Source organism: Lysinibacillus sphaericus (assembly GCF_000600105.1).
Classification (GTDB): Bacteria; Bacillota; Bacilli; order Bacillales_A; family Planococcaceae; genus Lysinibacillus; species Lysinibacillus sphaericus.
The window spans coordinates 4,446,811-4,471,872 of sequence record NZ_CP006837.1 but is presented as its reverse complement, the minus strand read 5'-3'; the positions used below and the strand labels follow the sequence as shown (position 1 = coordinate 4,471,872).

The 25,062-nt window shown below is 39.7% G+C and carries 15 protein-coding genes, 6 tRNA genes and 3 rRNA genes; 20 read left to right on the top strand and 4 right to left on the bottom strand.

Going from position 1 to position 25,062, the window contains the following annotated elements; all coding sequences use genetic code 11:
• Window positions 1–44 precede the first annotated feature (44 nt).
• Complete coding sequence (locus T479_RS21660; protein WP_025220829.1) at window positions 45–701, bottom strand: hypothetical protein; 657 nt, start codon at window positions 699–701, stop codon at window positions 45–47.
• Window positions 702–972: 271 nt separating this feature from the next.
• On the opposite strand from T479_RS21660, the gene T479_RS21655 reads away from it, so the two are divergent.
• The 3 genes from T479_RS21655 (at window position 973) to rrf (ending at window position 6,000) form a co-directional block, all read left to right on the top strand.
• Window positions 973–2,524, top strand: a 16S ribosomal RNA gene (locus T479_RS21655).
• Between the two features lie 366 nt (window positions 2,525–2,890).
• Window positions 2,891–5,818, top strand: a 23S ribosomal RNA gene (locus T479_RS21650).
• A 66-nt stretch (window positions 5,819–5,884) separates the two neighbouring features.
• Window positions 5,885–6,000 (top strand): 5S ribosomal RNA (rrf, locus tag T479_RS21645).
• Together the 16S, 23S and 5S rRNA genes form the textbook arrangement of a ribosomal RNA operon.
• 163 nt (window positions 6,001–6,163) lie before the next feature.
• Here rrf and mbcS read toward each other — a convergent pair.
• Complete coding sequence (mbcS, locus tag T479_RS21640) at window positions 6,164–7,741, bottom strand: acyl-CoA synthetase MbcS (RefSeq protein ID WP_024364065.1); 1,578 nt, start codon at window positions 7,739–7,741, stop codon at window positions 6,164–6,166.
• 269 nt (window positions 7,742–8,010) lie between these two features.
• Here mbcS and T479_RS21635 point away from each other — a divergent pair.
• From T479_RS21635 to T479_RS21560, 16 genes are all read left to right on the top strand, one after another.
• Window positions 8,011–8,087: transfer RNA gene (locus T479_RS21635), tRNA-Asn, on the top strand.
• Between the two features lie 116 nt (window positions 8,088–8,203).
• Window positions 8,204–8,278 (top strand) — tRNA-Glu (locus T479_RS21630).
• Between the two features lie 73 nt (window positions 8,279–8,351).
• Window positions 8,352–8,427, top strand: a tRNA-Val gene (locus T479_RS21625).
• A gap of 14 nt (window positions 8,428–8,441) precedes the next feature.
• Window positions 8,442–8,525 (top strand) — tRNA-Tyr (locus T479_RS21620).
• Between the two features lie 20 nt (window positions 8,526–8,545).
• Window positions 8,546–8,620 (top strand) — tRNA-Gln (locus T479_RS21615).
• A 13-nt stretch (window positions 8,621–8,633) separates the two neighbouring features.
• A tRNA-Lys gene (locus T479_RS21610) sits at window positions 8,634–8,706 on the top strand.
• Window positions 8,707–8,883: 177 nt separating this feature from the next.
• Window positions 8,884–9,789: an arginase gene (gene rocF, locus T479_RS21605; RefSeq protein WP_024364064.1), complete on the top strand. Its 906-nt coding sequence runs from the start codon at window positions 8,884–8,886 to the stop codon at window positions 9,787–9,789.
• Window positions 9,790–9,922: 133 nt separating this feature from the next.
• Window positions 9,923–10,486, top strand: a complete 564-nt coding sequence (gene sigW / locus T479_RS21600) for an RNA polymerase sigma factor SigW (protein WP_004225410.1) — start codon at window positions 9,923–9,925, stop codon at window positions 10,484–10,486.
• Window positions 10,487–10,499: 13 nt separating this feature from the next.
• Complete coding sequence (locus tag T479_RS21595) at window positions 10,500–11,123, top strand: anti-sigma factor family protein (RefSeq protein ID WP_024364063.1); 624 nt, start codon at window positions 10,500–10,502, stop codon at window positions 11,121–11,123.
• Between the two features lie 149 nt (window positions 11,124–11,272).
• A complete protein-coding gene (cdaA, locus tag T479_RS21590; RefSeq protein ID WP_024364062.1) occupies window positions 11,273–12,109 on the top strand; it encodes a diadenylate cyclase CdaA in 837 nt (278 codons plus the stop codon).
• Window positions 12,102–13,154 (top strand): CdaR family protein, encoded by a 1,053-nt coding sequence (locus T479_RS21585; protein WP_025220828.1) that lies wholly within the window; start codon window positions 12,102–12,104, stop codon window positions 13,152–13,154. The genes cdaA and T479_RS21585 overlap by 8 nt, the downstream gene beginning before the upstream one ends.
• A gap of 320 nt (window positions 13,155–13,474) precedes the next feature.
• A complete protein-coding gene (glmM, locus tag T479_RS21580; RefSeq protein WP_024364060.1) occupies window positions 13,475–14,827 on the top strand; it encodes a phosphoglucosamine mutase in 1,353 nt (450 codons plus the stop codon).
• A 111-nt stretch (window positions 14,828–14,938) separates the two neighbouring features.
• A complete protein-coding gene (locus T479_RS21575) occupies window positions 14,939–15,460 on the top strand; it encodes a type 1 glutamine amidotransferase domain-containing protein (protein ID WP_025220827.1) in 522 nt (173 codons plus the stop codon).
• Window positions 15,461–16,334: 874 nt separating this feature from the next.
• Window positions 16,335–18,137, top strand: coding sequence for a glutamine--fructose-6-phosphate transaminase (isomerizing) (gene glmS / locus T479_RS21570; RefSeq protein WP_024364058.1), 1,803 nt, complete (start codon window positions 16,335–16,337; stop codon window positions 18,135–18,137).
• A gap of 152 nt (window positions 18,138–18,289) precedes the next feature.
• Window positions 18,290–19,063: an ApeA N-terminal domain 1-containing protein gene (locus T479_RS21565; RefSeq protein WP_025220826.1), complete on the top strand. Its 774-nt coding sequence runs from the start codon at window positions 18,290–18,292 to the stop codon at window positions 19,061–19,063.
• Between the two features lie 140 nt (window positions 19,064–19,203).
• On the top strand, window positions 19,204–20,208 hold the full coding sequence (locus tag T479_RS21560) for a hypothetical protein (RefSeq protein ID WP_025220825.1): 1,005 nt from the start codon (window positions 19,204–19,206) through the stop codon (window positions 20,206–20,208).
• A 300-nt stretch (window positions 20,209–20,508) separates the two neighbouring features.
• Here T479_RS21560 and T479_RS21555 read toward each other — a convergent pair whose 3' ends face one another.
• A complete protein-coding gene (locus T479_RS21555) occupies window positions 20,509–21,522 on the bottom strand; it encodes a hypothetical protein (RefSeq protein WP_144340677.1) in 1,014 nt (337 codons plus the stop codon).
• Between the two features lie 1,208 nt (window positions 21,523–22,730).
• On the opposite strand from T479_RS21555, the gene T479_RS21550 reads away from it, so the two are divergent.
• Window positions 22,731–23,495, top strand: a complete 765-nt coding sequence (locus tag T479_RS21550; protein ID WP_025220823.1) for an SDR family oxidoreductase — start codon at window positions 22,731–22,733, stop codon at window positions 23,493–23,495.
• Between the two features lie 166 nt (window positions 23,496–23,661).
• Here the strand turns inward: T479_RS21550 and T479_RS21545 are convergent, their stop codons facing one another.
• Window positions 23,662–24,885 (bottom strand): IS110 family RNA-guided transposase, encoded by a 1,224-nt coding sequence (locus T479_RS21545; protein WP_038510019.1) that lies wholly within the window; start codon window positions 24,883–24,885, stop codon window positions 23,662–23,664.
• Window positions 24,886–25,062: the final 177 nt, after the last annotated feature.

The window sequence follows — 25,062 nt, the reverse complement described above, 5'->3', positions numbered from 1 at the left end:
GAATAAAAAATTGAGTAGCCTCAAAGATAGATGAGGCTACTTTTTTATGGGGTTTTTTTAGATTGAACTGAGTAACCGAATATATTTTCTTCAATAGATATAAATTTATTTTGCTGCAATAAAGTATTTAATGCTTTAAAAGAAACATTACTGTCTTGATGCAATGAAGTAAATAAGAAATCTCCTTTCTGTAATTGAGGCGTTTTTTCTCCTTGCCAAATGAGAGATGGCGACAGAATGTTTACTTGTTTTTGAAATAAGCTCTTTTGCAATTCCTGAGAATATTGATGATTTCTTGTGGCAAACCAAAGTGGTGTTGCCTTTAAATATCTTTCATAAGTTTCAACATCCTTTTGTATTAAGGAAATATCTATTGGTTTTTCTACTGAATCTTCAGGACCTAATAATCCTGTAGGTAGTTTCCTCTCTTGTATCACTTTAATATGCTCTGGTGAGCGTTCAATCCATGCAGCATCTAAAAGTAGAAGCGGATAAGGTGCTTTTACGTTTTTTAACCAATCTAACAACGCGTCATCAGAAAAAGAAATTTCGACAATAAGAGAAGTACCATAATGTCCTTTTGTTACAACAGTTGGTGCATTAGCGATATTAAATACAGAAATCATCGTAGAATTTAGCGGTTTGATAAAGACAAATAATATTACTATTAAACCCAGTGATATCAACGTTTTACGAATCATATTAAAGACCCCATTTCTATATTTTTAAAACGACAAAATAACCTCTTTAAAAAAACTTATGATTTTATGTTGACTTTCATGATTAATCGATGTTATTATGTATAAGTCGCCAAGAGATGACGCGACAAACGAAACAAAATGAACCTTGAAAACTGAACAAGCAAAACGTAATCAATATAGTTTTTATTAGCTATCTTATGTTAGTGAACGAAACAAAATTTTGGACATCAAAATTGATGCCAGCAAAACAATTTGAGCTAATCAAATTTCTTTTATGGAGAGTTTGATCCTGGCTCAGGACGAACGCTGGCGGCGTGCCTAATACATGCAAGTCGAGCGAACAGAGAAGGAGCTTGCTCCTTTGACGTTAGCGGCGGACGGGTGAGTAACACGTGGGCAACCTACCCTATAGTTTGGGATAACTCCGGGAAACCGGGGCTAATACCGAATAATCTATTGTCCCTCATGGGACAATACTGAAAGACGGTTTCGGCTGTCGCTATAGGATGGGCCCGCGGCGCATTAGCTAGTTGGTGAGGTAACGGCTCACCAAGGCAACGATGCGTAGCCGACCTGAGAGGGTGATCGGCCACACTGGGACTGAGACACGGCCCAGACTCCTACGGGAGGCAGCAGTAGGGAATCTTCCACAATGGGCGAAAGCCTGATGGAGCAACGCCGCGTGAGTGAAGAAGGATTTCGGTTCGTAAAACTCTGTTGTAAGGGAAGAACAAGTACAGTAGTAACTGGCTGTACCTTGACGGTACCTTATTAGAAAGCCACGGCTAACTACGTGCCAGCAGCCGCGGTAATACGTAGGTGGCAAGCGTTGTCCGGAATTATTGGGCGTAAAGCGCGCGCAGGTGGTTTCTTAAGTCTGATGTGAAAGCCCACGGCTCAACCGTGGAGGGTCATTGGAAACTGGGAGACTTGAGTGCAGAAGAGGATAGTGGAATTCCAAGTGTAGCGGTGAAATGCGTAGAGATTTGGAGGAACACCAGTGGCGAAGGCGACTATCTGGTCTGTAACTGACACTGAGGCGCGAAAGCGTGGGGAGCAAACAGGATTAGATACCCTGGTAGTCCACGCCGTAAACGATGAGTGCTAAGTGTTAGGGGGTTTCCGCCCCTTAGTGCTGCAGCTAACGCATTAAGCACTCCGCCTGGGGAGTACGGTCGCAAGACTGAAACTCAAAGGAATTGACGGGGGCCCGCACAAGCGGTGGAGCATGTGGTTTAATTCGAAGCAACGCGAAGAACCTTACCAGGTCTTGACATCCCGTTGACCACTGTAGAGATATGGTTTTCCCTTCGGGGACAACGGTGACAGGTGGTGCATGGTTGTCGTCAGCTCGTGTCGTGAGATGTTGGGTTAAGTCCCGCAACGAGCGCAACCCTTGATCTTAGTTGCCATCATTTAGTTGGGCACTCTAAGGTGACTGCCGGTGACAAACCGGAGGAAGGTGGGGATGACGTCAAATCATCATGCCCCTTATGACCTGGGCTACACACGTGCTACAATGGACGATACAAACGGTTGCCAACTCGCGAGAGGGAGCTAATCCGATAAAGTCGTTCTCAGTTCGGATTGTAGGCTGCAACTCGCCTACATGAAGCCGGAATCGCTAGTAATCGCGGATCAGCATGCCGCGGTGAATACGTTCCCGGGCCTTGTACACACCGCCCGTCACACCACGAGAGTTTGTAACACCCGAAGTCGGTGAGGTAACCTTTTGGAGCCAGCCGCCGAAGGTGGGATAGATGATTGGGGTGAAGTCGTAACAAGGTAGCCGTATCGGAAGGTGCGGCTGGATCACCTCCTTTCTAAGGATATTTTCGGAATACAAACCTTGGGTTTGTAAGATTACGTTTTGCGTTCAGTTTTGAAGGTTCATCATTACGATGAAATACTTCAAAACTGTGCTCCTGTCGCTACGCTTTCGTCGCAAATTTGCGAAGAAGTAGAAACAGGTAGTGAATTTGTTCTTTGAAAACTGGATAAAACGACATTGAAATTGTAACAAACACATTTATTTTTTTAAGTTTTTTATAGGCTTAATAACGAAATAGGGTTTCAAGACACAAGCAGTTCTAGGAAGCGAACGAGTGAATGAAGGAGCGTACTTACGTACGTGACTGATTGAACGAGAGAAGCTGACAACGAAATGCGCAGTGGATTGGAAGCCGATAGGTTAAGTTATTAAGGGCGCACGGCGAATGCCTTGGCACTAGGAGCCGAAGAAGGACGGCACTAACACCGATATGCTTCGGGGAGCTGTAAGTGAGCTTTGATCCGGAGATTTCCGAATGGGGGAACCCACTACGTTTAATCGCGTAGTATCTTGACGTGAATACATAGCGTCTTGAAGGCAGACCCAGGGAACTGAAACATCTAAGTACCTGGAGGAAGAGAAAGAAAAATCGATTCCCTGAGTAGCGGCGAGCGAAACGGGAAGAGCCCAAACCAAGAGGCTTGCCTCTTGGGGTTGTAGGACACTCTATACGGAGTTACAAAGGAATGAGTTAGATGAAGCGACTTGGAAAGGTCCGCCAGAGCAGGTAAAAGCCCTGTAGTCGAAAGTTCGTTCCCTCCAGAGTGGATCCTGAGTACGGCGGAACACGTGAAATTCCGTCGGAATCCGGGAGGACCATCTCCCAAGGCTAAATACTACCTAGTGACCGATAGTGAACCAGTACCGTGAGGGAAAGGTGAAAAGCACCCCGGAAGGGGAGTGAAAGAGATCCTGAAACCGTGTGCCTACAAGTAGTTAGAGCCCGTTAATGGGTGATAGCGTGCCTTTTGTAGAATGAACCGGCGAGTTACGATTACGTGCGAGGTTAAGCTTTAGAAGGCGGAGCCGCAGCGAAAGCGAGTCTGAATAGGGCGAATTAGTACGTGGTCGTAGACCCGAAACCAGGTGATCTACCCATGTCCAGGGTGAAGGTGAGGTAACACTTACTGGAGGCCCGAACCCACGCACGTTGAAAAGTGCGGGGATGAGGTGTGGGTAGCGGAGAAATTCCAATCGAACTTGGAGATAGCTGGTTCTCTCCGAAATAGCTTTAGGGCTAGCCTCGTGATGAGAATACTGGAGGTAGAGCACTGTTTGGACTAGGGGGCCATCCCGGTTTACCGAATTCAGACAAACTCCGAATGCCAGATATTTATACACGGGAGTCAGACTGCGAGTGATAAGATCCGTAGTCAAAAGGGAAACAGCCCAGACCACCAGCTAAGGTCCCAAAGTAATCGTTAAGTGGAAAAGGATGTGGCGTTGCACAGACAACCAGGATGTTGGCTTAGAAGCAGCCATCATTTAAAGAGTGCGTAATAGCTCACTGGTCGAGTGACGCTGCGCCGAAAATGTATCGGGGCTAAACGATTCACCGAAGCTGTGGATTGACATCTACGATGTCAGTGGTAGGAGAGCGTTCTAAGTGCGTTGAAGTCAGACCGGAAGGACTGGTGGAGCGCTTAGAAGTGAGAATGCCGGTATGAGTAGCGAAAGACGGGTGAGAATCCCGTCCACCGTATGACTAAGGTTTCCTGAGGAAGGCTCGTCCGCTCAGGGTTAGTCGGGACCTAAGCCGAGGCCGATAGGCGTAGGCGATGGACAACAGGTTGATATTCCTGTACCACCTCCTCACCGTTTGAGAAATGGGGGGACGCAGTAGGATAGGGTAAGCGCGCCGTTGGTTGTGCGCGTCCAAGCAGTAAGGCGTGTGTGTAGGCAAATCCGCACACTGTAACGTTGAGCTGTGATGGCGAGTCCGTATGGACGAAGTTCCTGATTTCACACTGCCAAGAAAAGCCTCTATCGAGGTGAGAGGTGCCCGTACCGCAAACCGACACAGGTAGTCGAGGAGAGAATCCTAAGGTGTGCGAGAGAACTCTCGTTAAGGAACTCGGCAAAATGACCCCGTAACTTCGGGAGAAGGGGTGCTCTTGAGCGTGCAAGCGCATGAGAGCCGCAGTGAATAGGCCCAGGCGACTGTTTAGCAAAAACACAGGTCTCTGCAAAACCGTAAGGTGACGTATAGGGGCTGACGCCTGCCCGGTGCTGGAAGGTTAAGAGGAGTGGTTAGCGCAAGCGAAGCTGCGAATTGAAGCCCCAGTAAACGGCGGCCGTAACTATAACGGTCCTAAGGTAGCGAAATTCCTTGTCGGGTAAGTTCCGACCCGCACGAAAGGCGTAACGATCTGGGCACTGTCTCAACGAGAGACTCGGTGAAATTATAGTACCTGTGAAGATGCAGGTTACCCGCGACAGGACGGAAAGACCCCGTGGAGCTTTACTGTAGCCTGATATTGAATTTTGGTACAACTTGTACAGGATAGGTAGGAGCCAGAGATCTCGGAGCGCCAGCTTCGAAGGAGGCGTCGGTGGGATACTACCCTGGTTGTATTGAAATTCTAACCCATGCCCCTTAGCGGGGCAGGAGACAGTGTCAGGCGGACAGTTTGACTGGGGCGGTCGCCTCCTAAAAGGTAACGGAGGCGCCCAAAGGTTCCCTCAGAATGGTTGGAAATCATTCGTAGAGTGTAAAGGCACAAGGGAGCTTGACTGCGAGACCTACAAGTCGAGCAGGGTCGAAAGACGGGCTTAGTGATCCGGTGGTTCCGCATGGAAGGGCCATCGCTCAACGGATAAAAGCTACCCCGGGGATAACAGGCTTATCTCCCCCAAGAGTCCACATCGACGGGGAGGTTTGGCACCTCGATGTCGGCTCATCGCATCCTGGGGCTGTAGTCGGTCCCAAGGGTTGGGCTGTTCGCCCATTAAAGCGGTACGCGAGCTGGGTTCAGAACGTCGTGAGACAGTTCGGTCCCTATCCGTCGTGGGCGTAGGAAATTTGAGAGGAGCTGTCCTTAGTACGAGAGGACCGGGATGGACACACCGCTGGTGTACCAGTTGTCTTGCCAAAGGCATCGCTGGGTAGCTATGTGTGGACGGGATAAGTGCTGAAAGCATCTAAGCATGAAGCCCCCCTCAAGATGAGATTTCCCATTACGCAAGTAAGTAAGATCCCTCAAAGACGATGAGGTAGATAGGTTCGAGGTGGAAGTGTGGTGACACATGGAGCTGACGAATACTAATCGATCGAGGACTTAACCAAAAAGTTTGAAACATTCAATGAACCGTTTATCCAGTTTTGAAAGAACAACCTTTCAATTAAATACTGTCTAGTGATGATGGCAAAGAGGTCACACCCGTTCCCATACCGAACACGGAAGTTAAGCTCTTTAGCGCCGATGGTAGTTGGGGGCTTCCCCCTGTGAGAGTAGGACGTCGCTAGGCGCAAAAAGTCGCTGCTGATACACTCAGTAGTGGCTTTTTTTAATTTCTTTCATTATGTGAAATATGACTATAGAGAGGCCATTAAACATGGCAAACTGTAAATTCATTTAAAAAGAATGGAGACATTTCACCATAATGCGTGAAATGTCTCCAAAATTGTTTTTTAAACAGTAGTCGCACGTAATTCAATACGACGAATTTTGCCCGATGTGGTCTTAGGAAGCTCATCTAAAAAGACAATACTACGAGGGTATTTATATGGTGCTGTTAGCGCTTTAACATGCTCTTGAAGTTCTTTTATTAATTCGTCCTCATCACGTCCTCTAAAGCTCTCACGTAAGATTACAAACGCTTTTACTATATGCCCTCTAATTTCATCTGGTGCAGCAACAACTGCACATTCTTGTACAGCCTCGTGTTTGTTTAAAGCATCTTCCACTTCAAATGGTCCAATTGTGTAGCCTGATGAGATAATAATGTCATCTCCACGTCCTTCAAACCAGAAGTATCCATCCTCATCACATTTTGCTTGGTCACCTGTAATATACCACTCACCTCTAAAGGCAGCTTGCGTGCGTTCAGGCTCACGGTAATATTCCTTGAATAAGGCAGGCGATGATTTATGGACAGCGATGTCTCCGACTTCTCCTACGGGTGCTTCATTACCTTCATGGTCTATAATACGTACAATATTTCCTGGTGTAGGAACACCCATAGAACCAGGTCGTAACTCTGTGTTTTCAAGCGTACCTATTAATAATGTATTTTCTGTTTGTCCATAACCATCTCGTACTTTCAGACCGAAATTGTTCATAAATGTTTCAATAACTGGACGATTTAATGGCTCACCTGCAGAAACAGCACTTCTTAATGAAGCTAAGTTGTAATCTTTAAGATTATCAATCTTTGCCATAATACGATATTCTGTCGGGGTGCAACATAGCACATTGACTTTTTCGTCCTGTAGGAGTTGAAGATACGTATGAGGTTCAAAACTACCATGATAGACAAAAGCCGTTGCTCCTAACATAATTGTCGATAAAAATGGACTCCAAATCCATTTTTGCCAGCCTGGTGCTGCAGTAGCCCAGACTAAGTCCCCTTCACGTACACAAAGCCATTTGGAAGCTGCTGTTCGAATATGCGCATAGCCCCAGCCATGAGAGTGAACCACCCCTTTAGGTTTACCCGTTGTGCCTGAAGTATAAGATAGGAATGCCATATCATCGCGTTTTGTCGCAACAGCTGTAAAGCTTGTAGGTTGCTTTTCAGCTAATGCATCTAAAGAAATCCAATTGTTCGTAGCGTTGCCAATTACTAATTTATTATCCAATGCTGCAACAGAAGAAGTAATTTTATCTACTTCACTAGTGAAAGCCTCGTAGGCAATAACAGCAGTTGCAGAAGAGTGTTCCATACGATATTCTAAATCACTTGCGCGTAACATCTCTGAACAAGAGATCGGAACAATACCTGCTTTTAAACAGCCAAGGAAAACAAAATAAGCTTCTGGTAGGCGGGGAATAATGACTAAAACACGATCCCCTTTTTGTAATCCTCTCTCCGTAAAAGCATTCGCGTATTGATTCATTTTTTGAATAAGATCGGCATAAGAAATTGTACGTCGGTTTTGTTGTGCATCCAACCATCTTATAGCTTGGCGATCACTATCTTGGGAGAATTTCTCTAATTCCTCCGTGATGTTGTAAAGCTCTGGTGCAATTAAATCCTTTGTTACCATATGAACATTCCTCCCCAAAACAAATTTAATAGAAAATTCGTAAAACTATTTTTATTTTAACAATTACAATAATATACAGCAAGAATATTTGATACATTAAATAGAAATATTAGATTTAATAGAGAACTATTGAGGTTTGATATACGTCAATTCGAAAATTATGCAATAAATTAAATAATTTTGTTGAAAAAGTATTGCATAATTTAGAATGCTTGCTATAATAATAAATGTACTTAAGAGGTTGTCAAAACCAAATTAAATAGTATTGTTCCGAAGTAGCTCAGTTGGTAGTAGCACCTGACTGTTAATCAGGTTGTCGCAGGTTCGAGTCCTGCCTTCGGAGCCATTTTTTTGCACTTTTTTAACTAATTTATAATTTAAAAAAGAAATTTTTAAAAAATACTTGCATCAAAATGAAAATGATGTTAATATAAATCTTGTCTTGTTTGAGACATAATAAATGGCCCCTTGGTCAAGCGGTTAAGACACCGCCCTTTCACGGCGGTAACACGGGTTCGAATCCCGTAGGGGTCACCATTTTCAAAACATCGTAGTAATGCATAGGCTTAAAAAGATAAATAAACTGTGAAGAAATAACACCTGTTTCTATGGAGGATTAGCTCAGCTGGGAGAGCATCTGCCTTACAAGCAGAGGGTCGGCGGTTCGAGCCCGTCATCCTCCACCATATAGTGTTTTTTCGGAGGGGTAGCGAAGTGGCTAAACGCGGCGGACTGTAAATCCGCTCCTTAGGGTTCGGCGGTTCGAATCCGTCCCCCTCCACCAGTTTTATTTATTTAAATGATTGGGGTATAGCCAAGCGGTAAGGCAACGGATTTTGATTCCGTCATGCCTAGGTTCGAATCCTAGTACCCCAGCCATTTTTTCTTTTATGAGCCATTAGCTCAGTTGGTAGAGCATCTGACTTTTAATCAGAGGGTCGAAGGTTCGAGTCCTTCATGGCTCACTTTTCTATATATTAAATTCAAAAGTGTAACATTAACTACAGATACTAATCTCTTGCTGAAAACAGCAGGAGATTTTTTTACGTATTAAATGAATAAATATACGATTTATTGTTGGGTTGAGCCAAGTGTATTGTAGGCTTTACAATAGTCTTATCACCAAAAGGGGGTATAAAAATATGAATAAACAACAAGTATCAATTATTGGAGTACCAACAGATTACGGACAAACACGAAGAGGGGTTGACATGGGGCCAAGTGCAATTCGATATGCGGGCGTTGTAGAGCGATTAGAGGCAATCGGACACGAGGTACATGATCAGGGAGATATACTTGTTAGTCAAAAGCATGATAGTAAAGAAGTTGATAAACAGCTATTAAATTTAGAGGAAGTTATAGATATCAGTACCACATTAGCTAACCAAGTACATGAAGTGTTAGAACAAAAAAAATTTCCGCTTGTATTTGGCGGTGATCATAGTATTGCAATCGGTACGCTTGCAGGACTTGGAGAGCACTTTCAAAACCTAGGTGTTATTTGGTTTGATGCACATGCCGATCTGAATACACCTGAAACAACACCATCTGGTAATATTCACGGTATGCCACTTGCGGTTAGTATTGGATTGGGTCATGAACGTCTTGTACAAATTCGCAACTATGCACCAAAGGTTAAGCCTGAAAATGTCATTATTATCGGTGCACGTTCAGTAGATCCGGGGGAACGTGAGCTAATTCGCCAACAAGGTATTAAGGTCTATACAATGCATGAAATTGATCGACTTGGTATGACGCGTGTGATGGAAGATGCAATCGCTTACTTACAAGAACGTAAAGTAGACGGTTTACATTTATCGTTAGATTTAGATGGTCTAGACCCGCTTTATACACCAGGAGTGGGAACGCCGGTGCCTGGCGGTATATCGTATCGTGAAAGTCATTTAGCAATGGAAATGCTACAAGAATCAGGGATGTTAACATCTGCTGAATTTGTTGAGGTGAATCCTATACTAGACGAGAAAAATAAAACGGCAGATGTGGCAGTAGCATTAATAGGTTCTTTGTTTGGTGAGACACTAGTTTAATGTAAATTGTGAAAAAAATCTTTATCGCCACATCGTTTAAAAAACTTTTGTTATAATTGAATATAAATTGAAACTTTTCTTATAGTCGGGTCGTATAGTATAAGACAGTTGTAAAGGTGGAGAAGTAAACACAATGGATGCGTTAGTAAATAAGAGAATAAAACAAGTGCTTAAAGGCGATCAAAACGCATTTGCCGATATTGTGAGTCTCTATCAGCACAAACTGTACCAAGTATGCTACCGAATGTTAGGAAACAAGCAAGAATCTGAGGATATTGCACAAGAAGCATTTGTTCGCGCTTATATGAACTTGCATACTTTTGATCAAAAAAGAAAATTTTCGACGTGGCTTTATCGCATTGCGACGAACCTCTGCATAGACCGTATTAGAAAGAAAAAGCCGGATTATTATTTAGATGCGGAGGTAGCTGGTACAGAAGGGCTCGATATGTATTCGCAGATTGCAGCAGATGACCAACTACCAGAGGAACAGTTAGAGCAGATGGAGCTACAAGATCGTATTCAATATGAGATTGGACGATTGCCGGATAAATATCGTTCAGTTATAGTATTGAAATATATCGAAGAATTATCGTTACAGGAAATCAGTGAAATTTTGGATATGCCTCTTGGGACAGTGAAAACGAGAATTCACCGCGGACGTGAAGCATTACGAAAGCAATTAAACAATCTGTAGGAGGGGGAGCGTCATGAATATTTGTCCAGAGCATATTATTGATTATATGCATGATTATTTAGACGGTGACATTAGTCGTGAGCATGAGCAAGAGTTGAAACAACATTTGCAATCATGCGGTGATTGCAAGCAATTGATGCAAGAATTGAGTGAAACGATCGCCTTTGTGAAGAGTGCTTCCCATATTACAGCACCTCCGGATTTCGAAGCTGCGGTGATGGCACGTTTACCGAAACCCAAAAGTCGTGTAGGTATGCAAAAATGGATTCGTCGTCATCCGTTCTTTGTGGCAGCAGCAGTTTTCTGTTTATTTATGAGTGCTACTTTATTAGGTAGTTTCATGGATGATCAAAACTTCTCGGTCTCCAAACAACCAAACCTTGTTGTAGAAGGACAAACGGTTATTGTTCCAGAAGGAGAGGTCGTAAAAGGCGATATCGTTGTCAAAAATGGCGACTTACTTGTTGAGGGTGAAGTAGATGGCAATGTAACGATTATTAACGGTCAGTATATGGCATCTTCAGCAGTCGTTTCAGGCAATATCGAGGAAATTGACGAAGCATTCGAATGGTTATGGTATACTATCAAAAATTCCGTCAAGGCAGCAATGACATTTGAGGAAAAAGAAACTAAATAGAACTCTATACGTCCTACATGGTAGTGCACGGTAGAGGATGAAAAGTCTACTCATATGGGTAGACTTTTCATTTGAAAAAAGTTACATTTGAAAAGAATGTGCTATACTTAAATGTGTATGGATTCGCAATGAAAAGTGGGGGATGCCACGTGCAAATTATCGAACAATTCACGGATTTAACACCAGTGAATATTGCTATTAACTTCATAGATGTACTGCTCGTTTGGTACGTTGTTTATAAAATTTTAACCCTCATTAAAGGGACGAAAGCTGTCCAACTATTGAAAGGCATTTTCGTCATAATTATTGCACGTATCGCAACAGACTTTTTAGGGTTAGAAACTTTGGGGTGGATGCTAAAGCAAGTAATCGAGTTTGGTTTCTTGGCCATCATTATCATCTTCCAACCGGAAATACGACGAGGTCTAGAACAAATTGGACGAGGAAAGCTTTTCCAACGTTCGACAAGTCAAGAAGAAGAAGAGCAAACAAGACTGATTGAGGCCATGAAGAAGTCGGTTAGCTATATGGCAAAACGCCGAATTGGTGCATTAATTTCTATAGAAAAAGACACAGGCTTGAATGAATATATTGAAACGGGAATAGGTCTAAATGCAGAAGTTTCTTCTGAATTGCTTATTAACATTTTTATACCGAATACACCATTACATGATGGTGCAGTCATTATGCAGAAAGATAAGGTTACAGCAGCAGCTTGCTATTTACCACTTTCGGAAAGTCCGTTTATTTCAAAGGAACTTGGCACACGACATCGTGCAGCTCTTGGGCTTAGTGAAGTAACAGATGCGATTACGATTATCGTATCAGAGGAAACGGGAGCTATTAGTATTACGTTAAATGGAAATCTACATCGCAATCTTTCTCTAGAGGAATTCGAAACACTGTTACGCAAAATGTGGTTCGGATCAGCACAAGAATCGAATGCAGCCTCTAAGTTGACTTGGAGGGGGAAAAAGAATGGATAAAATGATGGATAGCCCATGGGTATTGCGAATCATTGCGCTTTTTCTAGCGTGCTTACTATTTTTCTCTGTTCGGACTGAGTTAGCTTCTACAGATAAAACTGCGATGACTGAACAGGTTGAAGTCATTCGAGATGTACCCGTAGAAGTTTATTATGATGATGATAGTCTCATCGTGACGGGTATTCCAAAAACAGTGAATGTCACGGTAAGGGGACCAAAACAAATCGCCTTACAAGCAAAATTAGTGAAAGATTTCTCAGTATTTGTAAATTTAAATGATTTATTAATTGGTGAGCATAGCGTTGAACTACAATACGAAAATATTTCCGATAAGTTGCAAGTGACGCTAGACCCAGCAAAAGTAAATGTAAATATAGAGGAAAAAGTCACACAAGAGTTCCGTGTAGATCCGGAAATGAATAATCGTTTAATAGATGAAGGATATTACTTAAAAGGAATGTCTGCTAACCCAGCAACTGTGTTTGTAACAGGGGCAAAAAGTGCTATTGAAAGCATTAGCTATGTGAAAGCGACTGTTACGGGTGAACAAGGCTTGAAACAACCTTTCTCTCAAGCGGCGGCTGTTAAAGTATTAGATCGCGATTTAAATAAATTAGATGTGATAATAGAACCAGAACAGGTTAAGGTACGGGTAGATATTGCTGAATATAGCAAAGAACTTCCTGTTACGATAAAGGAAACGGGCAAAGCAGCAGAAGGGATTACCATTAATCAATTAACCCTTGATACTACTAGCTTAAGGCTATTTGGCAAGAAATCCATTATTGATGTTTTAACCGAAGTACCTGTTGAAGTGGATTTATCAAAAATCACGGAATCGAAAACGTATGAATTTGATGTGAAATTACCAGAGGGTGCGACTAAAGTATCTCAACAGAAAGTTAAAATTAAAGCGAATGTTACAAAGGCAGAGAAAGCCGAAAAGGTAGATCAGGTGGATCCAGTAGAACCGGTGGAAAAGGAAACGATTGCTAATCCTACAGAGACAAATCCTGAACCTGTGACAGAAGATATTGATTCTTAAACAATAACTGACTATAATTTTAACTTGATTCATATATGAGATTTCCTGTCTCTATAAATTGTGTGATCCAGCAAAGCGAAAATGCTGACGAACATAATGGCTCAAGTTAGCACCTGTATAATTCCGTTATAGTGAATGTGCGACACTTGAGTACCGACATCTTTTTGCCTTAGAGCCTTTAAAAGTGATTTAAAGAGGCCTAAATACTAGTAGATAAATAAAAAATAGACTTTTCCAAAAGTAAGCAGACGAGCCGTCCGATTGTCCGCAGGAAATAAGCATGATGCGGTCGTCTTGCATTGAAGGAGAGAACAATTAGAATGGGTAAATATTTTGGAACAGATGGCGTCCGTGGCGTCGCGAATAGTGAATTAACACCGGAGTTTGCATTTAAACTAGGCCGTGTAGGTGGCTATGTTTTAACAAAGGATGCAACAGGGCGTCCAAAGGTATTAATTGGTCGTGACACACGTATTTCAGGCGAAATGCTTGAAGGTGCACTAGTAGCTGGGCTTTTATCAATTGGCGTAGAGGTAATGCGTCTTGGTGTAATTTCTACACCGGGTGTTGCTTATCTTTCCCGAATTATGAGTGCAGATGCAGGCGTCATGATTTCAGCTTCACATAACCCAGTTGCCGACAATGGCATTAAATTTTTTGGTCCCGATGGTTTCAAGTTAACTGATGCTCAAGAAGCAGAAATTGAAGCAATTCTTGATGCTCAAGAAGATACATTACCACGTCCAATCGGTGCAGATCTAGGCATTGTAAGTGACTATTTCGAAGGTGGACAAAAGTATATTCAATACCTAAAGCAAACGGTAGATGAAGAATTTGATGGTATTCATGTAGCGCTAGATTGCGCACATGGTGCAACATCATCATTGGCAACTCATTTATTTGCCGACTTAGAAGCAGACATTTCAACAATGGGTGCTTCCCCAACAGGTCTGAACATTAATGACGGTGTTGGTTCAACACATCCAGAAGGTCTTGCTGCATTTGTGACTGAAAAGGGTGCAGATGTTGGTTTAGCATTCGATGGAGATGGCGATCGCCTTATTGCAGTAGACGAAAAAGGTAAAATTGTTGACGGTGACCAAATTATGTTTATCATTGGTAAACACTTAAATGCAGTTGGTCGTTTGAAAAAGCAAACGATTGTCTCAACAGTGATGAGTAATATGGGCTTCTACAAGGCTGTTGAAGAAAATGGCATGCATAGCGTACAAACGGCTGTAGGCGATCGTTACGTTGTGGAAGAAATGCGTGCTAATGAATACAATCTTGGCGGAGAGCAATCTGGTCATATTGTGTTCTTAGACTTTAATACAACGGGTGATGGCTTGCTGACAGGTATTCAACTCGTTAGTATTATGAAAGCTACTGGCAAAAAGTTATCAGAGCTTGCAGCAGAAATGACAATCTTCCCACAACGTTTAGTCAATGTACGTGTAACAGACAAGCATGCAGTGACGGAAAATGCTAAGGTTGCAGCTGTAATAGCAGAAGTTGAATCAGATATGGCTGGAAACGGTCGTATTTTAGTACGTCCTTCTGGCACTGAGCCACTTGTTCGTGTAATGGTGGAAGCTGCTACAGAAACGGACTGCGAAATTTATGTAGAACGTATTGCCAATGTAGTACGTACGGAAATGGGTTTAACGGAATAATTATAAATTACGCGATCTCCCACCATTGGGAGGTCGTTTTTTTATGTTTGAAATTTTTGAAGGAGGGAAGAATAAAGTAGAGTCACAATAAACAAGGGGTGTTTAATTTATATGGCTAAAATTGCAACAGTAATAACAGATATGTTTGAAGACGTGGAGTATACAAGTCCAAAGGCAGCATTAGAGGCTGCCGGGCATGAGGTCATTACAATTGACATTGAAGCAGGAAAAGAAGTTGAAGGTAAACATGGTGAAAAAGTGAAAATTGATAAGGGAATCGAGGAAGTTCATGCTTCAGAGTTTGATGCACTGTTTATTCCAGGTGGCTTTTCACCTGATATTTTACGTGCAGATGATCGCATTGTAGCCTTCGTCAAAACGTTTATGGATGACATGAAGCCAACCTTTGCAATTTGTCACGGGCCACAGCTACTGATTACAGCCAAAACATTAAATGGACGTGATGCAACAGGCTATAAATCCATACAAGTAGACTTGGAAAACGCAGGTGCTATTTTCCATGACGAAGAAGTATTTGTTTGTCAAAAGCAATTAGTAACAAGTCGTACACCAAAAGATTTACCAGCTTTTAACCGAGAAATTGTGAAATTACTTGCAAGCAAAGAGAGCTAAGCGTCGTTCCTTTTTAAGAGGCTGGGACATAACCTTAAAATATTAAATAGTGGTACATTGGTGTTGATAAATTATCGCTAATTAAATAAAAAGGAAAAACTAGTTGTTGGTAGCAAAGGCGGTGACTCCTGCTCAGGACGCACACAGCGTAAGACGCAGGCATTCTACAAGTTAGCGATGGTTGCGGCTTACTGTGCTGAGCGGAAAGCACCGCCGAAGCGGACAACAACGACACAGCAAAAAAGTGTTAGATTGGTGGCGGTCAATCTAACACTTTTTCACTTTTGTCCCAGCCATTTTGCTATTGTTATACAATCATGCTGGCATTTCTCATCTTACACTTTGATAGTTTGTCACAAAAAAAGTAGCTAAGGGTTATTTTTAATAACGAAAATTTGACGAATAGCATATGATTGAGTATTATGGAGAAGCTGACGGCTTGGGTGACCTTGTCCGCTTAGCAAGTGCTAAAGGAGGAAAGGAAGCACAAAAATCGGAAAACAATTATAGCGCCTGAGCTGAAGAAATTGGACGAAGACATCTTCAGCAGACGAGGTGGAGGTTTATCGAAAATTCGGCGGATGCCTCCCGATCGACATACCCGATTGTCATTTTTCATTTTGAAAGCATTTGAGTGATTGAATGTACAGAAAATGGAGAAGGTATAAGTAGAGCAATAGATAAATAGGAAAACTTCACGTATCGAGCAAAGCACTATTTTAGATAGCTGAAATAGTCTGAGGACGTGCGCGCATAAGTATGTTTATTTTCGTTTTGAAAATAAGCGGTACTGTTTACGCCCACCGAAAAATTTCGATAGGCTGAGGTCTAGTTTGTCATTGCGTTAATATGACAATATCGGAGGAAATATAATATGTGTGGAATTGTAGGATATATTGGTGAATCAGATGCTAAGGAAATTTTATTAAAAGGTTTAGAGAAGCTAGAGTACCGTGGCTATGACTCAGCAGGTATCGCTGTACGCAACGAAGAAGGCGTAACAATCTTCAAAGAAAAAGGTCGTATCGCTGATTTACGTGGAGCAGTAGACGAGGATGTAGCGGCTAAGGTAGGGATCGGTCATACACGTTGGGCAACGCACGGAGTACCTAACCGTTTAAACGCGCACCCTCATCAAAGCGCATCAGGTCGTTTTACGATTGTGCATAATGGTGTAATTGAAAACTATCATTTATTACAAAAAACATACTTAAAAGGCATCCCAATGAAATCTGACACGGATACAGAAGTAATCGTGCAGTTAGTAGAGCTATTTGTGAAAGATGGACTGCAAACAGCAGAGGCGTTCCGTAAAACATTATCTCTACTACACGGCTCTTATGCACTTGCATTATTAGATGCTGAAGCGGCTGATACAATTTTTGTGGCGAAAAACAAATCACCACTTCTTGTAGGTGTAGGCGATGGTTTCAATGTAGTTGCATCAGATGCCATGGCAATGCTACAAGTAACTGATCAATTTGTGGAATTACACGATAAAGAAGTCGTTATCGTGCACAAAGGTAGTGTGCAAATTACAAAATTAGATGGCACAGTAGTGGAGCGTGCACCTTACACAGCAGAGCTTGATATGAGCGATATTGAAAAAGGTACGTACCCTCACTATATGTTAAAAGAGATGGATGAACAGCCGACGGTTATCCGTAAAATCATTCAAGCGTACGAAGGCGAAAATGGCGATTTAACAATTGATGCAGCGATATTACAAGCATTGCAAGCTGCCGATCGATTATACATTATTGCTGCCGGCACAAGTTACCATGCAGGTTTAATCGGTAAACAATATTTCGAGAAAATGGCTGGTATTCCGGTAGAAGTGCATATTTCAAGCGAGTTTGGTTATAACATGCCACTACTTTCAGAAAAACCACTATTTATCTTTATTACCCAATCAGGTGAAACAGCGGATAGCCGCCAAGTACTTGTGAAAATTAAAGAGCTTGGGTATCCAACATTAACGATTACAAACGTACCAGGTTCAACGCTATCACGTGAAGCAGATTATACATTATTATTACATGCAGGTCCTGAAATCGCTGTAGCTTCAACAAAAGCATATGTAGCCCAGGTGGCAGTACTTGCACTAGCAGCATATGTGACAGCAAAAGCAAGCGGTAAAGGCTTAGAATTTGATTTAAAACAAGAGCTTGCAATTGCGGCCAACGGTATTCAAACAATTATTGATGCAAAAGATGTATTAGAAGACATCGCAGAGGACTACTTAAAAATTGCACGCAACGCTTTCTTCATTGGTCGTAATATCGACTTCTGTGTAAGTCTTGAAGGTGCTTTAAAACTAAAAGAAATTTCATATATTCAAGCAGAAGGTTTTGCAGGTGGCGAACTAAAACATGGTACGATTGCTTTAATTGAAGAAGGCACACCCGTTTTCGCCCTTGTCACACAAGAATCGGTAGCCTTAAATATTCGCGGCAATGTCAAAGAGGTAGCTGCACGTGGAGCATACCCATGCATTATTGCTATGGCAGGCGTAGACGAAGACGGCGACCGTTTAGTGATCCCGCATGTCAACGAATACCTAACACCACTTGTTTCAGTTGTGCCATTACAGCTAATTAGCTACTATGCGGCACTACACCGCCGCTGTGACGTTGATAAACCTCGTAACTTAGCTAAATCAGTGACTGTGGAGTAGGGCTTAGAGTTGTGGGTGTTAATTGTGTAGCTTTGTAAAAAAGATTGATCATTAATAATAAAGTTTGATAAAAAATAACCTCTTTGGGTATTATATCCGGAAGGGGTTATTTTTTATTTTCAGAAATTAAATATGGTTAAGGAGGATATATATTGTCTAATATTGAAGAATTACAATTTGGTAATTGGAAAATTGGTGGAACTGAATTTGTTTTAAGTGTAATATTACATGCAGATTATAGCAAAAATATTTTTGAGTTAGATTTTTATAGTGATACTCCAGATGCACTTCCTTACTATACGGATGTAGTTTATGGAAATACTTATCAAGGAAAAGCTTTTACTTTATACCAGTGCAATATTAATGGGGCGAGATCTACATCTATAGTTCATGGCTATAAAACAAAATATTTATATAAAGTTAATTGTAGTTACATTTTAGAAGGGGCAATGTTCAATTCTGAAAATGATATTTTAATAAAGGAGGTTTATTTTAGTGTAACAAACTTGAATAAATGGGCATTTCAAGAAGCAATTGAAATGGATTTAGATACATCTATGGAATATATGATAACTACTAAAGAAATTATTCCTATAATTCACAAGAATGAAAAATTTGAATTCAGTATTAGTTATGCTACGATGCCAGATTATAATTATAGATTTTCAAGTATGTTAAAAATAAGCACCAATGTAAGGCTAACAATTAAATTTGAAGAGCCTACGAGTTTGATTAGTGCCCATAAGATTGTATATCAAATTAGAGATTTCTTTTCATTATGCACAACTTTACCGACTTATATAGAATATATCTCTGGACTACCATATTATTCTCGACCTCAAGAAATCGATTTGCCAGTAAAAATTTATGGACAGGCAATTGAAACACTATTGTTTGATTTGGCTAGAAATAGTGGAGTCAATTAATGCAAGGTGAAGTAATTTTACATAATTTCGAATTAAATGATTTATAAATTTACATCCATTCGCTTATAATTTAAATAAGCGAACGGATGTTTTTGTTTAGAGGAATAATATTTTTGTTAATTTTTAGGAGGTTAAGTAGTTTGAAGATTAGGTATAAGGATTTTTTAACTGTAAGTGACTTTATCAATAAGAATGTTTTCATTGATAGTGAATATGTGATTAACAAAAATACTATTAGAAGAAATGCTATAACTAATGGGAAGCCACCATGGAAGGGGATTATACCAGGTGATGTATTAAGGTGGAAGTTAGCTTTGATTGATGCTTTTATAGACTTTACACCTTCGAATTCTAAAGTGAGAATAAAAAATATAGCTGCTTTAGAAGAAAGTGAAGTACGAATAGTTTCCTTTACATTAGGTATGTTATTTGCACAATGTTATGCCCAAAAATTTATGGGAACAAATCAACTTTATCATTTAAAAAATTTGATAAAAGATGGAACTATTACGGTCTCGACTAAGGGTAAATATCCAGATTTTATTGGTTTTAGTAAGAGCTTTGATGAAGTTTATTTGATAGAAGCAAAAGGATCTTCCACTAGGAGAAACTATATGTCTAATAAAACTATAGAAGAGGCTTCTGAGCAATTACAATCTGTTTTATCAATCGTAACTCATCAAATAGTTAGTGGAAATAATTATGATAAGTTGTATTTTGGACCAAATTTAAAAAAATATATAGTTGCAACGCATCCGGATTTAAATAACAATCTAGCGCAAGAAGTGATTGATCCAACAGAAGGAAGGGATTGTAAATTAGTAATGGATGCTGATAAAGCCGTATACTCATATTATGAACATCTACTTTTTTTACTTAATCATTCAACTAAAAGAAAAGTAGAAGTTTTAAATCATTCTTACATGGTTTTTGATATTCAAGGGTATCACTGTAGCATTGGTTTACTAACAGATCTTTATGAAATTTTGAATACATATTATAAAAAAGATTCTAGAAATATCGTTAGTGAGGGTTTAAAAGAAAAAATAGATGAAATTTTAGAGAACTTTAAAGAGGAAATTGATTTAGAACACGTTTCTATAGGGTATGATGGCATAATTTCAATGGATATAGATAAGGGGTGATTTAATGTAAAACGACAAAGAGGTTGGACTGAATCAAAATCTCTCGGTATATTAAGGAAGGTAGAGGGCAAGGTGAACTTGCTCTTTATAAGCCTTGGTTAACGATTCAAGATGTTCCCGTCGAGCGGGCGTATTCATCGTTTTATAGGGTGGAAAACGCCACGTGAGAATTTGTTCAATCATTATTCAAAACATGTGAGGATAGTCGAGACTGTCCGCAAAGTAACTTTAATGACTTTTCGGACAGCTCAGTTAATTTATAAAGTAACATCAATATAATTTTCACTTTGAAGAGGGCTTTTATAGGTGGAACTCTAAAAACCCGCCATTATATGCTTTTTTGTCATTATCGTAACTAACGATATACGTTAGCTTTTTAAACGCTAGTCCATTATTAGCCAACCACATTGTAATCTTGTCTGCACCCCTACTAATTTCAAAATCGGAGCTAGCTAATTTTTTTTGACGAGTTAAATAATGCTCAATTGCACCGGCTGTTAAGTCGGATATACTTAATAAATCTAAAAATAAAGTACCTTCGTCCTTAGGAAATGGTTTTCCGTAACCTAAAGTGTCATATTCGGCATTTTCAAAACTATAGATAGCGCTTTGTAAAAGATCTGCAATTTTCTGATGCATTTCTTCTGTTTCAATTGTTGAATCTTGATCGGACATCCAAAATATTTTTTTTTCATAAGGTACTAGTAAATGCACTAAATAAGAAATTAAAGTAAGAATCCGATATATTTTTTCTGCTACATCAGCTTTAACTGTGCCAAACCCTTGTTCTTCTAAAAATTTTGCAATAAATTTTTTTGAATTTTTTTCATTATGCCCATTTAACGAATGAATTTCCTTATCCACTACTAAAGTAAATACGATGCCGTTGACTGTATTATTAATCGCATTCAAATATTCATCCAACGAACGCTCAATAGGACCATATTTTAAGTCTTTAAAAGCAATTTCTTTTATTGGGTTATTTAATTGATACTTCTCTCGTATATTTTTCATAAAAACATCGAAAAAAGCAAGCTGATTATAGCCTACGAGTGTGATAGTATACGTAAAATATTTGCTATCTTTTGCTTCTCCACCATAATCTGTGAAAATTGCTACTGTTTCACACTCGTGAAAATTGGGTAGGACTAATTCGCCTCTAGATAATCTAGACATCAACCCATCATTTAATGATTTATAAAGAAGGGGAATATCTTCTCCTTCTTTTAAAATTGGAATTATAGGAAGGTGTATTTTTTCTTTTTGTAATAATAATGATTGTGCATATTCTTTTAAAACTTCACTCTCTGTCATCGCCAAACATCACCGCCTGATAAATTTTTTCGTTAGTATGAATCCTTATTCTTAAAATCAATTTTATCATCGTTTGCCTCTTTGGGCGTAAAAGATATGTTTCAGGGACGTTATTTAAAATAGGAGATGCAGAGAAATTTCGGACTCTGGTCATTATTAACAATCTTTTTTATAAAAACATACTAAATAAAACTCACACATTTTGATCAATCTTTATTCAAAATGTGTGGGTTTCTTCTATATAAAATCAACATTCGCAGCCAACTTTTTATAAAGCTACAATAAGTAATAGATTAGTAAACGAAAATATTAATCCGTTATATGTGGGCAAAAAATGGTCATCGGTTTCAAAGCGTTATTTTGCAGATAGATGGGATAAGTCATTATTGGATGGGGGGAATTAAAAGTGTAATAAGGTGGAAATTTGGATGTAATTTTTAATCAATCTTTTTTATAAAAATAGCTATTATGCCAAAACAGAACCCATGCATTTTAATCAATCTTTGTTTAAAACGCGTGGGTTTCTTCTATTGTAAAATTAATGTTTACAGTACACTTTTGAATCAAACTTTATTACAAACCTACAAATTGTGAGTTATAACTAATACTGTCACAATTTATAATTATGTTTGTCATAAATATATAAGATGTTGTGACATAAAAAATAAACCTTGGTACAGTGTAATCGATACTGTATCAGGGTTTGTTTTTTTATAATGTTTTTAAATATAAAATTCGTAATAAATAGATTGATTCTCATAGCAAAATATTATAATTAATATTGTCACTATTAAATATAGGTATTATCAGTCGGCAGAAGTATGTTCATACGGTTGATTGTCTACGTACAACTAAGTTATACCCTGCACAACATAATCGTACATGACATAACTTAGTTGTACCCTAATCTGTACACAACTCAATCGTGTGTAGCTTTGAAATAAAGTTGCGACGAAACACCCCTTTAGATTATTTTGGCAAAATGTATTTAAAGAAATTACTATGTTGAACAAGCATTTAAACAATACGATGCACATCGTCAAAAACGTAATCAAGATTTATATAAGCAGTGTTGGCAACCAAGAGATGAATTAAGTTATCTGAAGCAATCGCCCCCTTGAAATCGAATAAAAGAGCAACATTTCAAATAATGTTCCATGATATATTTCTCCTGTAATATAACTATGTTTGAATAAGGAGATGAAAGCATGAGTAAGTTAGCAGGAAAAGTCGCTTTAGTTACAGGTTCAAGTCGAGGAATTGGACGCAGTATTGCATTGCGTCTAGCACAAGAGGGCGCCTTTGTAATCGTTCATTACGGGAAAAGACGTAATGAGGCAGAAGCAGTTGTTCACAAGATCGAGCAAAGCGGAGGAAATGCTTGTGCGATTGGTGCTGACCTTAGTACTCTAAATGGGATTCAACATTTATTTACTACTTTGGATGATACTATTCGGGAATATTTGGGCGGTGACGGATTCGATATTCTTGTCAACAATGCTGGAATTGGTCAAATTATCAGTTTAGAAGAGACGACGGAAGAATCATTTGACGAGGTAATGAGGATTAATGTCAAAGCATCACTTTTTGTTACTCAGCAAGCTTTGCCACGTTTAAAAGATGGAGGACGTATTATTAATATTTCATCTTTTGTGACACGTTTAGCTTCTCCAAATGTCTTCACGTACAGTATGTCCAAAGGTGCTATCGACACATTTACGCGTCTTCTAGCCAAGCAACTAGGGAGCCGTAATATTACCGTAAACGCCATACAGCCTGGAATTATTAATACGGAGATGAATGCTGCGACTTTAGAAAACCTTGATGGACAAAAGTATGCGGCTGGTCTTTCAATCTTCAACAGATGGGGAGAACCCGAGGATGTGGCAGATATTGCCGCCTTTCTCGCTTCCTCAGACAGCCGTTGGGTAACTGGCCAATTGCTCGATGCAAGTGGCGGATCTCATCTATAGAACCTATAATGTCTTTCGCAAAACCAGCTAATAGTTGTCAATAATTTTCATTAAAAATAATAAAAATATCATGATATACTAAATTTGTGTATACCAAATAACCGTCCAAATACTTGATTTGGAAAGTTCAGGTCTACTTAGTTAAATTGTTAAATCAAGCTAAGTCTTAGAAAGAAGTTTTGCTTTTTAAAAGTGCATAAATCCAATGTAAGAGTTTGTTTGCACAGGCTATTACAGCTACTCTAAATGGTTTTCCTTCTTCCCGTTTTTTATCATAAAACGCACGTAATTTCTTATTACGAGGAAGGATTTCATTCGTTGTTTTCTGTTTTCGACAGTCACGAATAGCACATTTAACAGCCATATACAAAGCTTGCCGTAGTCTGCTAGAGCCTCTTTTGGTTATTCGGTTGTAAGTACCTTTGAATGTACCAGATTCAAAGACACTTGGATCAAGACCGGCAAATGCGACTAGTTTCTTAGGATGATTAAACCTTTCAATTTCCCCAATTTCAGATACAATCGTGGCAGCGATTTTTTCTCCGATACCGGGAATTGATCGGATAATCTTAGATTCTTCAATACTTTTTGATAAAGCATCTATCTCATTTTCAAGCATGGATAGATGTTTTTTATATTCAAAGAGCATATTAATATACATATCTAAGCTTAGGGCGAGACTAGAATATAAAGCCTTCTGAAAAGGGTTTTGAGCTGCTGCAGCCATTAGTTTTTCAGCTTGTTTGTTTGCCCACTGTAAAGAACGAGAATTACAGAATTCTTTTATTTTAGTTGCTAATACTTCATTATTGGCTTTCAATATATCCTCTGAAGTAGGAAATGCATGTAGTATTTTCAAAGAAACATCCGAATATAAGTCTCCAAAAACATTACTATATTCAGGAAAAACTTGATCTAAAACTGCTTGAAATTGTAGTTTAGTTTGTACAAACATGCCTGTAATATTATCGTGCTGTCTCGTAAGATTACGTAAGTTCGCAAGTTGGATACCACGCTTTTTATAAGGCTCTAAATCCTCCTTATAATACAGCTCACAGAGATGATTAGCATCAATGATATCTGTTTTTACCTTTCGTAAACTAGAACTTTTTGCTTTATAAGAGATGAGTGGGTTTACGATAATTACTAAATAACCTCTGTCCTCAAAATATTGAACAATTGGTGTGTGATAATGGCCTGTTGATTCCATAACAAGAGGGGGACGCTCTCCTGAAATTTCTTCTAATTCTTTAATAAAATCTAATAAACTAGCTAACCCATCAAGATCATGTTTTACTTTGAAACTTTTCTTGTAGGGCTTCTTTCTTTCCAAGTAAGCTTGAACCTGACTTTCACCTTTTGCAACATCCAGACCGATGACTGGATTCATTATAATTCCTCCTTCAAAATGATAATTGCCGGTAACCCCTAAATCCTCTTTGTAGTGTCATAGCTTCGCTTGTTATACGAGATCATTGTCCCAACCAGCCTCAAACATGTTTCTACAAATAGGGGGCGAACTGTTTTGCGGACGGGGTCTTAGCCCCACGGGCGCGAACGTTCTACC

Excerpts from the sequence above, each read along its gene's own strand:
- T479_RS21545 (WP_038510019.1), bottom strand. The coding sequence starts at position 24,885 with ATGAATCCAGTCATCGGTCTGGATGTTGCAAAAGGTGAAAGTCAGGTT.
- T479_RS21555 (WP_144340677.1), bottom strand. The coding sequence starts at position 21,522 with ATGACAGAGAGTGAAGTTTTAAAAGAATATGCACAATCATTATTATTA.
- mbcS (WP_024364065.1), bottom strand. The coding sequence starts at position 7,741 with ATGGTAACAAAGGATTTAATTGCACCAGAGCTTTACAACATCACGGAG.
- T479_RS21660 (WP_025220829.1), bottom strand. The coding sequence starts at position 701 with ATGATTCGTAAAACGTTGATATCACTGGGTTTAATAGTAATATTATTT.
- T479_RS21575 (WP_025220827.1), top strand. The coding sequence starts at position 14,939 with ATGGCTAAAATTGCAACAGTAATAACAGATATGTTTGAAGACGTGGAG.
- glmS (WP_024364058.1), top strand. The coding sequence starts at position 16,335 with ATGTGTGGAATTGTAGGATATATTGGTGAATCAGATGCTAAGGAAATT.
- T479_RS21585 (WP_025220828.1), top strand. The coding sequence starts at position 12,102 with ATGGATAAAATGATGGATAGCCCATGGGTATTGCGAATCATTGCGCTT.
- sigW (WP_004225410.1), top strand. The coding sequence starts at position 9,923 with ATGGATGCGTTAGTAAATAAGAGAATAAAACAAGTGCTTAAAGGCGAT.
- T479_RS21550 (WP_025220823.1), top strand. The coding sequence starts at position 22,731 with ATGAGTAAGTTAGCAGGAAAAGTCGCTTTAGTTACAGGTTCAAGTCGA.
- rocF (WP_024364064.1), top strand. The coding sequence starts at position 8,884 with ATGAATAAACAACAAGTATCAATTATTGGAGTACCAACAGATTACGGA.
- T479_RS21595 (WP_024364063.1), top strand. The coding sequence starts at position 10,500 with ATGAATATTTGTCCAGAGCATATTATTGATTATATGCATGATTATTTA.
- glmM (WP_024364060.1), top strand. The coding sequence starts at position 13,475 with ATGGGTAAATATTTTGGAACAGATGGCGTCCGTGGCGTCGCGAATAGT.